The sequence below is a fragment of the Sphingopyxis sp. KK2 genome (assembly GCF_001990265.1).
GTDB lineage: Bacteria > Pseudomonadota > Alphaproteobacteria > Sphingomonadales > Sphingomonadaceae > Sphingopyxis.
Map to the genome: position 1 here is coordinate 1 of NZ_LYVN01000135.1, position 10,994 is coordinate 10,994.

At 65.5% G+C, this 10,994-nt stretch carries 10 protein-coding genes and 1 pseudogene; 8 read left to right on the forward strand and 3 right to left on the reverse strand.

The genetic code is table 11. The annotated features are described in order from the left end of the window. The coding region (locus B1A78_RS23000) for a hypothetical protein (RefSeq protein ID WP_218667997.1) at positions 1-186 on the forward strand (186 nt) is incomplete at its 5' end. Between the two features lie 57 nt (positions 187-243). Then, positions 244-2,316: a S9 family peptidase gene (locus tag B1A78_RS17605; RefSeq protein WP_077148218.1), complete on the forward strand. Its 2,073-nt coding sequence runs from the start codon at positions 244-246 to the stop codon at positions 2,314-2,316. Positions 2,317-2,334: 18 nt separating this feature from the next. Here the strand turns inward: B1A78_RS17605 and B1A78_RS17610 are convergent, their stop codons facing one another. After that, complete coding sequence (locus B1A78_RS17610) at positions 2,335-2,682, reverse strand: cupin domain-containing protein (protein ID WP_218667998.1); 348 nt, start codon at positions 2,680-2,682, stop codon at positions 2,335-2,337. Positions 2,683-2,768: 86 nt separating this feature from the next. Between B1A78_RS17610 and B1A78_RS17615 the strand changes: the two genes are divergently transcribed. The 4 genes from B1A78_RS17615 (at position 2,769) to B1A78_RS17630 (ending at position 9,056) form a co-directional block, all read left to right on the forward strand. Continuing rightward, entirely contained in the window at positions 2,769-5,588 is a 2,820-nt protein-coding gene (locus B1A78_RS17615; protein ID WP_077148220.1) for a valine--tRNA ligase, read from the forward strand. Beyond that, entirely contained in the window at positions 5,585-7,054 is a 1,470-nt protein-coding gene (locus B1A78_RS17620) for an MATE family efflux transporter (RefSeq protein WP_256839152.1), read from the forward strand. The genes B1A78_RS17615 and B1A78_RS17620 overlap by 4 nt, the downstream gene beginning before the upstream one ends. A 93-nt stretch (positions 7,055-7,147) precedes the next feature. Next, complete coding sequence (locus B1A78_RS17625) at positions 7,148-8,320, forward strand: sensor histidine kinase (protein ID WP_083734275.1); 1,173 nt, start codon at positions 7,148-7,150, stop codon at positions 8,318-8,320. A 4-nt stretch (positions 8,321-8,324) separates the two neighbouring features. Then, on the forward strand, positions 8,325-9,056 hold the full coding sequence (locus B1A78_RS17630; RefSeq protein WP_077148221.1) for a LytTR family DNA-binding domain-containing protein: 732 nt from the start codon (positions 8,325-8,327) through the stop codon (positions 9,054-9,056). A gap of 65 nt (positions 9,057-9,121) precedes the next feature. Here the strand turns inward: B1A78_RS17630 and B1A78_RS17635 are convergent, their stop codons facing one another. Then, positions 9,122-9,457, reverse strand: coding sequence for a UrcA family protein (locus B1A78_RS17635; protein ID WP_077148222.1), 336 nt, complete (start codon positions 9,455-9,457; stop codon positions 9,122-9,124). Between the two features lie 235 nt (positions 9,458-9,692). Here B1A78_RS17635 and B1A78_RS17640 point away from each other — a divergent pair, with 235 nt between their 5' ends. Beyond that, entirely contained in the window at positions 9,693-10,235 is a 543-nt protein-coding gene (locus tag B1A78_RS17640) for a hypothetical protein (protein WP_077148223.1), read from the forward strand. Positions 10,236-10,262: 27 nt separating this feature from the next. On the opposite strand, the gene B1A78_RS17645 is transcribed toward B1A78_RS17640, so the two are convergent. After that, positions 10,263-10,634, reverse strand: a complete 372-nt coding sequence (locus B1A78_RS17645; protein ID WP_144037886.1) for a hypothetical protein — start codon at positions 10,632-10,634, stop codon at positions 10,263-10,265. Between the two features lie 129 nt (positions 10,635-10,763). Here B1A78_RS17645 and B1A78_RS17650 point away from each other — a divergent pair. Continuing rightward, positions 10,764-10,994 (forward strand): annotated as a pseudogene (locus B1A78_RS17650) (BCCT family transporter); the annotation flags it as partial.

Here is a 10,994-nt window from a genome sequence, read left to right on the forward strand (position 1 = left end):
GCGCTGGCGATCATTCGGTCGCGCAGGCTCGCGCCGGCCAGCAGCGGGATGAACAGCCGACTCGGCCCCGGTTTCGTCACAGGCTTCTCCTTCGGTCGCGGGCCGATGCCGCGAAGGCGCCGGCAAATCCAGAGAGGAATGATTTGCCTCCGCCAAGCCCGCTTTTCCGCCACCCTCGGATCGTGACCGATGTGCCCGCCGCTTCGCGCTTGAACGCGCCTGTCGCATCGCTAAAGCCGTTGCATGCGTAACCTGATCCTCACTAGCGCGATCGCGCTCGCCGCCGCCCTTTCGACACCCGCTCTCGCTCGGCCGATGACCGAGGTCGACCTTGCGACGCTCAAGCGCCTCGCGGCGCTCACCGCTTCGCCCGACGGTCGCTGGGTGGTGTATCAGATGACCGAGACCGCGCCCGAAACCTACAAGCGCTCGACCGGCCTGTGGCTCGTCGACCGCAACGCCAAGGACGGGGCACCGGTGCGGATCGCCGACACCCCCGACAAGAATGAAAGCGCCCCCGCCTTCCACAAGGACGGGACGCTGTTCTTCCTCTCCAACGCGTCGGGCAAGAGCCAGGTCTGGCGGGTCGATCTCGGAACCCCGAACAGTGCCGCGGTGCAGGTCACCGATACCATGGCCGATGTGTCGGGCTTCAAGATCGCACCCGATGGTAGCAAATTGCTCGCCTGGGGCGACATCGCCAAGGAATGCACCAGCTTCGGCTGCGACGCCAAGGACAAGGGCGCGCTGCAAGGCCCCGGCACCGGCCGCCTCTACAAGGACGGGGTCGGCTTCGTGCGCCACTGGGACGAATGGGAGACGCCGGGCACCTACAGCCGCCCGTTCGTATTCAACCTCGAAGGCGGCAAGGCGACCACCGAACGCCCGGTCGACGCGGGCCTGATCGGCGACAGCCCGTCGAAGCCCTTCGGCGGCGGCGAGGAACTCGCGTGGGGCAATGACAGCCGAACCGTTTATTTCACGCTGCGCAAGGCCGACCGGAACGAGCCGATGTCGACCAACCTCGATATCTACAGCTGGCTCGTCGACAGCCGGATGATGCCGGTGAACCTGACCGAGGCGAATGAAGCCACCGACACCCTGCCCACCCCCTCGCCCGACGGCAAATGGCTCGCCTATGCGGCAATGGCGCGCCCGACCTATGAGGCCGACCGGCAGGTGCTGATGCTCCGCGACCTCGCGACCGGCGAGACGCGCAAGCTCACCGACGCTTGGGACCGCTCGGTCGGCTCGATCGCCTGGGCGCCCGACGGCAAGTCGCTCTACGTCACCGCGCAGGATGTGCTCGACCATCCGGTGTTCAAGGTCGACGCCAAGACCGGCAAGGTCGAAAAGCTGAAGGCGACGATCGACCAGTGGGAAGGCAATATTGGCGACGTCACCCCGCTGCCCGGCGGCGCTTTGCTCTACAGCCGCAACAGCATCGCCGACCCGACCGACCTGTTCGTCCGCGATGCAAAGGGCAAGGTGACCCGCCTGACCGAGGTCAACAAGGCGCAAATGGCCGAAATCGACCCCGTTGACGTCAAGCGACTGCAATTCGCCGGCGCCAACGGCGACATGGTCTGGGGCCAGATCGTCAAGCCGGCGAAGGCCGAGGGCAAGCTGCCCGTTGCCTTCCTGATCCATGGCGGCCCGCAGTCGAGCTTCGGCAATGGCTGGTCGACGCGCTGGAACCCGCGGCTCTTCTCGGCGCCCGGCTACGCTGCGGTGACGATCGATTTCCACGGCTCGACCGGCTACGGCCAGGCCTTCACCGACAGCATCAACAAGGATTGGGGCGGCAAGCCCCTCGAAGACCTCAAGCTCGGCCTCGCTGCGGCGGGCAAGCAGGATGCATCGCTCGACATCGCCAACGCCTGCGCGCTCGGCGGCTCGTACGGCGGATATATGACCAACTGGATCGCGGGCCAGTGGCCCGACGGCTTCAAATGCCTCGTCCAGCACGACGGCGTGTTCGACGCGCGCGCCATGGCCTATGAGACCGAGGAACTATGGTTCGACGAGTGGGAGCATGGCGGCACCTATTACGACGTTCCCGAAGAATATGAAAAATGGAACCCGGTGAACCATGTCGCGAAGTGGAAGACCCCGATGCTGGTGATCACCAGCGAAAAGGATTTCCGCATTCCCTATACGCAGGGCATCGCGAGCTTCACCGCGCTCCAGCGCCGCGGCATTCCGTCGCAACTGCTCGTCTTCCCCGACGAGAACCATTGGGTGCTCAAGGGCGCGAACAGCGTGCAATGGTATGGCACGGTGTTCGACTGGATGAAGACCTACCTCAAGAAATAGGCCATGAAGGGCGGCGGGCTACTCAGGAAGCTCGCCGCCGGCCTTGCCATAGAATATGCGCCACAGCGCCAGGTCGACGCTGAAATCGGCATAATGATGCTCGACACCGGCCGCGACGAACAGCAGGTCTCCGGCTGAAAAGGCCGTGCGCTCGTCGCCGTGGATCAGCACGCCGTGGCCGCGGATGACAGCGTAAAGCTCGTCCTGCTCGTGCGGCGTCTGGCGGTTCGGCGGGACAGGCACCGACAGCCTAACATCGAGCGTCCCGCGTTTCAGCGCGAGCACCGATCGTTCGCCTTCGGGCGTCGGCACTTTCGCCGCATAGTCTGCCAAGCGGATGACGCCGCTACGCATAGGATCGTCCATAGCCTCGCTCCTGCCAGCCGGTGACAGTCTAGTCTCCGCCGATCCGGCTTGCCAGCCCGCACCCCGGCTGGCAAAGGCGCCCGGCTATGCCGATGGAAAAAACATTCGATCCCGCCGCAATCGAGGCGAAATGGGCCCATGAATGGGAAAGCCGCGGGCTGTTTCGCCCTGCGCGTCCCGACGCCACCCCCTATACGATCGTCAACCCGCCGCCGAACGTCACCGGTGCGCTGCATATCGGCCATGCCCTCGACAATACGCTGCAGGACGTGCTGATCCGTTACGAGCGGCTGCGCGGCAAGGATGCGCTGTGGGTCGTCGGCATGGACCATGCCGGCATCGCGACGCAAATGGTCGTCGAACGCCAGCTCGAGGAGCGGCAGGACAAGCGCACCAACTACAGCCGCGAAGATTTCGTCGAGAAGGTCTGGCAGTGGAAGGGCGAAAGCGGCGGCCAGATCACCGGCCAGCTCCGTCGCCTTGGCTGTTCGATGGACTGGTCGCGCGAGCAGTTCACGATGGACCCGCATTTCACGCGGGCCGTAGTCAAGGTCTTCGTCGACCTGCACAAGAAAGGCCTGATCTACCGCGACAAGCGGCTGGTGAACTGGGACCCCAAGCTCAAGACCGCGATCTCGGATCTCGAGGTCGAGACGCACGAGGTCCAAGGCGGCTTCTGGCATTTCAAATATCCGCTCGCCGACGGAATGAAACTCGACGACGGGCGCGACTATATCGAGGTCGCGACGACGCGCCCCGAAACGATGCTCGCCGACATGGCGGTCGCGGTCCACCCTGACGATGCGCGCTACAAGAGCGTGATCGGCAAGGACATCCTCCAGCCGATCACCGGCCGCCGCTTCAAGGTCGTGGCCGACGAACATGCCGATCCCGAACTGGGCAGCGGCGCGGTGAAGATCACCCCCGGGCATGATTTCAATGACTTCGACGTCGGCAAGCGCGCAGGGTTCAAGCCCGGCGAGATGCTCAACATGCTCGACGGCGACGCAAACGTCATCCAGACCGCCGACGGGCTGATCCCCGACGAATATCTCGGCCTTCACCGCTTCAAGCGCGACGGCAAGGACGGCGCGCGCGAACTGGTCGTGACGCGCATGAAGGAAGCCGGCTTCCTGATCCCGCATGTCGTGACGTCGAAAGAGGGCGAGGTCGTCGAGCACGACGCAGAGCCGCGCACGATCCAGACCCCCTTCGGCGACCGCGGCGGCGTGGTAATCGAGCCGTGGCTGACCGACCAATGGTATGTCGATGCAGAAACGCTGGCCCAGCCGCCGATGGCGGCCGTGCGCGACGGGCGCATCAACATCGTCCCCAAGACGTGGGAAAAGACCTTCTTCAACTGGATGGAGAATATCCAGCCATGGTGCGTTTCGCGCCAGCTTTGGTGGGGTCACCGGATTCCGGCTTGGTACGGCCCCAAACGTCTGGATAACGGCAAACTGGTAGTCAGTCCGGAAGCCCGCGAAGGACGCGAGATATTCGTCGCCAATTCGGAAGAAGAGGCAGCGGCGGACGCGCAGGCATTTTACGGCGACGCCTATAAAGTGGAGATTCTAGATCATCCGACGACCTCGGAAGATTATCTGAATCTGGACGAAAAGACGATCTACATTTGGCGCGACGAGGACGTCCTCGACACCTGGTTCTCCTCCGCGCTCTGGCCCTTCGCGACGCTCGGCTGGCCCGAGAACACCGACCTGCTTAAGCGCCACTATCCCAACGACGTCCTCATTTCCGGCTTCGACATCCTCTTCTTCTGGGATGCACGCATGGCGATGCAGGGGATGGAGTTCATGGGCGATGTGCCGTGGAAGACCCTCTATCTTCACGGCCTCGTCCGCGCGCCCGATGGCGCGAAGATGTCGAAGTCGAAGGGCAATGTCGTCGATCCGCTCGGGCTGATCGACCAGTATGGCGCCGATGCTCTGCGCTTCTTCATGTCGGCGATGGAAAGCCAGGGCCGCGACATCAAGATGGATGACGCGCGCCTCGCGGGTTATCGCAATTTCGCGACCAAACTGTGGAACGCCGCGCGCTTCTGCGAAGCCAATGGCATTGTGGCCTCGACCAGCCTCGAAGCCCCGACCGCGACGCTGCCGGTCAACCGCTGGATCATCGGCGAGGTCGCCGACACCGTCGCGGCGATGGACCGCGCGCTCGCGGCCTTCCGCTTCGACGAGGCCGCGAACGCAATCTACAGCTTTGCCTGGGACCGCTTCTGCGACTGGTATCTCGAACTGATCAAGGGCGCGATCGATGACGAGACCAAGGCCGTCGCCGGCTGGGTGCTCGACCAAATCTTCGTCATGCTCCACCCCTTCATGCCCTTCATAACCGAAGAGCTGTGGACCGGGCTCGGCGGGCGCGCCGACTATCCGCTCATTACCGCGAAATGGCCCGCGCCGGCTGCCGAAAAAGATGCCGAGGCGAGCGCCGACATCGACTGGCTGATCAAGCTCGTCAGCGAGTTGCGCACCGCCAAGGCTGAACTCGGCCTGCCGCCGGGCGCACGCCTTACCGCGCATTTCCCGGCGTCGCTCAAGCCCCGCACCGACAAGCTGTCGGCGCAGCTCGACCGTCTCGCGCGGCTTGAGGCCATAAGCTTCGATCCCGCGCCCACGGGTGCCTCGGCGCAGCTCGTCGTCGAGGGCGAGACGATCACCGTCCCGCTCGAAGGCGTGATCGACATCGCCGCAGAGCGCGAACGGCTGACCAAGGCGCTCGCCGCCGCGGCCAAGGAACGTGACAGCCTCGCCGGACGCCTGAACAATCCGTCGTTCGTCGAGCGCGCCAAGCCCGAAGCCGTCGAGAAGGCGCGTGCCGACCACGCCGCCAAGGAAGCGGAGGCCGACCGCCTGACCGCCGCGCTCGCGCGCCTGGGGTGAGCGACGGCGAAGCCCCCGTCACGCCGACGCCGGTCGCGGCGGCCGCCGACCCGGCGGCCAATGCCGTTCCGCCGCGCCAGACCGCGCGTGGCGGCGGGCGGATGGACCTCACGCAGGGGCCGATCGCCAAGACGCTGATCCTGTTCGCGCTGCCGACGCTGGCATCGAACATCCTGCAGACGCTCTCGGGTTCGGTAAACTCGATCTGGGTCGGCCAGTTCCTCGGCGAAAGCGCGCTTGCCGCTACCGCCAATGCCAATATCATCATGTTCCTGATGTTCGGCGCTTTCTTTGGCTTCGGCATGGCGGCGACGGTGCTGATCGGCCAATCGATCGGGCGCGGCGATGTCGATGCTGCGCGCCGCGCCACGGGCGGCGTGATCGGGCTGGCGCTGATCTTCTCGGTCATTATCGCAATCATCGGCTGGTACGCTTCCGACTCGATTTTGCGCCTGCTGAAAACCCCGCCCGAGGCTTTTGCGCTCGCGCACGACTATCTGCGCGTCACCTTCCTCGCCGTCCCCGCGAGCATGTTGTCGGTCACGCTGATGATGGCGTCGCGCGGCGCGGGCGACGCGGTGACTCCCCTGCGCTTCATGATCCTCGCGGTGGTGCTCGACATCGTCTTCAATCCCATCCTCATCCTCGGCCTCGGCCCCTTCCCCCGCCTCGGTATCGCGGGCAGCGCGCTCGCCACCGCGCTCGCCGGCATCATCGCGCTCGCTGGGATGATCGGCTGGTTCTATGCGAAGAATCATGTGCTGCGACTTCGCGGCCGCGAGCTCGTCTATCTCCTCCCCAAATGGAGCGAATTGCGCTTCATCATCGGGCGCGGCCTGCCGATGGGGGCGCAGATGCTCGTCATCTCGGGCGCCGGGCTTGTCATGGTGGGTCTCGTCAATCGCGAGGGGCTGGTCACCGCCGCCGCCTATGGCGCCACGCTGCAGCTGTGGAACTATATCCAGATGCCCGCGCTCGCAGTCGGCGCCGCGGTCAGTTCGATGGCGGCACAGAATATCGGCGCCGGGCGCTGGGACCGCGTGTCGAGCGTCACCAACAGCGGCATCGCGATCAACCTCGCGATGACGGGCATCCTCATCGCGTTACTCCTGCTTTTCGACCGCGCGGCGCTGGCGCTCTTCCTCGGCAACGGCAGCGAAGCGATCGAGGTCGCGCGCAACATCCAGTATATCGCGACCTGGACCTTCCTGCCCTTCGGCACGACCATCGTGCTGATCAGCACCCTGCGCGCCAATGGCTCGGTGGTGCCGCCGCTGATCATCCTCTTCGTCTCGATGTTCCCCGTGCGCTTCGGCATCTATCATTTCGCCTATCCGGTGCTGGGCGCCGACGCGATCTGGTGGAGCTTCCCGCTCTCCTCGCTGGCCTCGCTCGGCCTCGCCTGGGCGGTGTACCGGCACGGTGCGTGGCGCGGGGCCATGGCGCAGCCGGCGGGTGCGGGTTGAGCGTCCGGCGCTTTCGACCAACCTCCCCTCGCCTTCGACTGGCGGCCGGGCGCCGACTCGCCCTTCGCTGCGGTCTGCGATAGGAGGGCGCCAATGAATATCTCCGACCGCAAGCTGGCCCAGAGCGATCGCCGCGCCAGATTCCTCGCCTCCGCGCCCGACTGGAGAGCCTCCGACGCGCGCGTCGACCCGCGCGTCGCGATCGGCTCGATCATCGCGATGTGGATGCTCTATTTCCTCATCACCACCGGCCTCGCGCTGCTCACCGGCGCGCCCGACCAATGGGAGTTCGCCGGCCGGCGCGCGATCGTCGTGGTCGCGGGCATCCTTTGCACATTCGTGCTCTATCAGTTGCTGCAGCGCGTCCAGCCGCAAAGCTTCGGCGCCCGGCTGGCAGCGGCGCTGGGAACGGCGATCCCGCTCGTGGTCCTCTATGCCACGATCAACCTGCTCGTCTTCTACTATTGGTTTCCGGGCCCCGACACTGCCACGATCATCGCCGAGGTGCAGGAAAAATACCCGGTTGCCTGGGAAACAGTGCTGATCCTCGACAGCTCGATCCGCTGGTATTTCTTCTTTGCCGTGTGGGCGGCGCTCTATGTCGCCTTCGGCTATGCGAACGAGATGCACGCTGTCGAACGACGCGCCGACAGCTACCGGATAGAGGCCCAGACCGCGCAGCTCCGCGCGCTGCACTATCAGGTCAATCCGCATTTCCTGTTCAACACGCTCAATTCGCTTTCGACGCTGGTGATGCGCGGATCGAAGGCCGAGGCCGAGACGATGATCATGAACCTCTCGTCCTTCCTGCGCTCAAGCCTCGCGATCGATCCCGAACAGCTCGTCAGCCTCGACGAGGAAATCGCGCTCCAGCGGCTGTATCTCGATATCGAGCAGACGCGCTTCCCCGACCGATTGCGCGTCGAGGTATCGATGCCCAAGGAGTTGGAGCATGCGTGCGTGCCGGTGCTGATCCTGCAACCGATCATCGAAAATGCGATCAAATATGGCGTCGCCCCCAGCAAGGGCACGATCGCGATCCGCCTGACCGCCAGCGCCGAATATGGCCTCCTGGTGCTGCGGATCGAAAATGACATCGACGCCAAGGCGCCGGTGCCCGAACCCGGCACCGGGCTCGGCCTCGGCAATGTCCGTGAACGGTTGATGACGCGATATGGCCCGACGGCGGGCTGCGAATGGGGCAAGTCGGACGACGGCGGGTTCGTCGTCTCGCTCTGGCTGCCGCTCGCGCAACAGGGGTGCTGATGCGATGATCCAGACTTTGCGCACGCTGATCGTGGACGACGAGCCACTGGCGATCGAAAGGCTCCAGATTCTCGCCGGCCAGCAGGATGGCGTGTCGCTGGTCGGCACCGCGACCGACGGCGCCTCGGCGCTGCGCCTTGTCGACGCGCTCGCGCCCGACCTCGTGCTGTGCGATATCGCGATGCCCGGTCTCAACGGACTCGACGTCGCGGCGGCGATCGACGGGCTCGACAATCCGCCCGCGGTGATCTTCGTGACCGCGTTCGACCAATATGCCGTCGCTGCCTTCGACGTCGCCGCGGTCGACTATCTACTCAAGCCGGTATCGCCCGACCGCCTCGGCCGCGCCCTGTCGCGCGTCCGCGAATGGCGCGCCGCCGACCGCGGGCGGTCGCCCAAAAGCAAATGGATCGGCGAATTCTGGGTCCAGAATCGCGGCGAGATGCTGCGCATCGACGCAGGCCAGGTCGACCTGATCGAGGCCGAACGCGACTATATGCGGCTCCATGTCGGCGCGCGCAGCTGGCTGATCCACCAGACGATCAAGTCGCTCGAGGCGCGAATGGACCCCGACCAGTTCATGCGCATCCACCGCTCGAAAATGGTCCGCCGCGACGGCATCGCCGGGCTCAAGCATCATGGCGACGGCGCGTGGAGCGTCGATCTCGGCGAAGGCGGCGTCCATCGCATCGGCCGCACCTACCTCCACGATGTGAAGGCAATCATGCAGGACTGACGAAAAGGGCGGCCATGCCGGAGCATGACCGCCTTCTTTTCCGGCCGATGGGCCGAGGGACATCGTCAGGGAGCGGCGACGACCACCGGGCCGCGCGACGCCAGTGCGGTGCCGTCGCCGTTGAACAGCGCCGCCAGCTTCACGTCGGCATCTTTAAGCGCGACATCCTCGCAATAGCGCGCCTTCTGCTCGGCGCGCAGGCCCTGCGCCATGCGGGTGCCGCAGACGTCGCGCACCGCCATCTTGACGCGGGTGTTCAGCCGCTCACGGCCCGACACGCTCGAAAGGTTGAGATCGTCGTAGCGGACGATCACGGTCTTCTTCTCCTGCGCGGCGGCGGGGAAGGAAAGACTGGTGAGCGCAATCGGCGCCGCCAGCAGGATCAGGGTAAGTTTCGCCATGGGGGAGTCCTCTCTTCGGGGGATGCGGGATACGAGGGCCCGGACCGGGGAAGGCCACGCCCCCGTATCCCGCATTTGAAGGGATACCGGCATTCTTCGGCCGAATCCGCGATGGTTCGACCGGCCGGTTCGCTCCGTCGATTGCAGGACAAAGCGCGCTCAGGCGTCGACGAATGGCCAGAGGCAGCCCCGAATGATCGATGCAACCCGAATGCCGGCCCCGCGTTTGACGGTCATGGCAGACAAAGGGGCATCGCTGCGGGCCTTGGGATGGCTGGGAATCGCCGGGATCGGCGCCGTCGGCGGCCTGCTGCTCGGGCAGATGGCGACCGGTGGAATGGGCGCCGACGCAGCCTCCACCGCATCTTATGCCGAACTGACGGGCAATCCCGAAGCACTTGGCGTCGACAGCGAGGCGGTCGATCCCTGTTATGATTGTGCCGACCGCCATGGCTATGGGTCGACGCTGCAATCCAAATTCGCACGCGAGGGCCGTATGGCCGACGAGTTTCGCGAACTCGGTGCTGTTGCCATCGATTATGCCGCCGACGAACCCGCCGACGATTATCGTTATGGCGGGCGTTTCGAAGAGGTCGAGGCCGGCCCCGTCATCGCGATGCAGTCTCCGGTGGCCGCCCTGCCTGTCGCGCCCGTCGGCGATGCAGGTCACCCGGTCGCCCCCCCGCCCGGCGTGGCGCCGCCTCCACCGCCGACCGAGGCTGTTGCAACAAAGACCGTGGCAGCGGCAGAGCCGTCAGCTAGCCGACCAGCGGAATAGCGGCGCCTTGACCGGCGCCGCCATCGGTCACGGCTTGGGCGGAACCGCCGGCGCCGCGCAGCGCGTCAGGTCACCTGCCTTGCAAGCTGCCACATCGGCTTCCCATTTGATCCGCTCCTCCGCCGACATCGCCGCCACACGCGCCTTCTCGGCCTCATAGGCTGCGGTTTCCTCGGCGAATTCGGCTTGCGAATTGGCTTCCTGCTGCGCGATCGTGGCCAATTGCTGCTCATAGGCGGCCTTCTCGGCTTCGCCACGCGCGCGCTGCTCGGCGTTGAGCCGGGCCGTATTGGCGCGTTCCTCGGTCGTGGTGCCATCGGGCAACGGCTCGAACGCAGCGGCCTGCACCCCGGCGAGCAGCGCAAAGCCCCCCGCGGCGGCAAAAATCATCCTGGTCATCGAACTTCTCCTCGCGAGACATGTCTGTCGGTCGAAACGCGCGCGTCGGCAACCCGTTCCGATGGCGTTTGACCCGCGCCGCCGGTCGCGTCATGCTGGGGTTCCTGTTTCCTTCGAGCGACATCACCTTTGCCACCCGCACCGCCGCGCCGCATCAACCGCCCGGTATTCCTCGTCCCGCTGGCCATCCTTGCGGCCGCGGTCGGCTTCAGCCTTTGGCAGCGGCAGGCCTTTTTCGACGCCGAGGTAGCGATCAACGACTGGGTCCTCCTCTACCTCGGCCCCGTCTTCGCCGTTGCGGGGGTGGCGTTTCTCGTGTTGCTCGGGGCGGTCGCGGTGTCACCGCTCGGCAAAATCGTC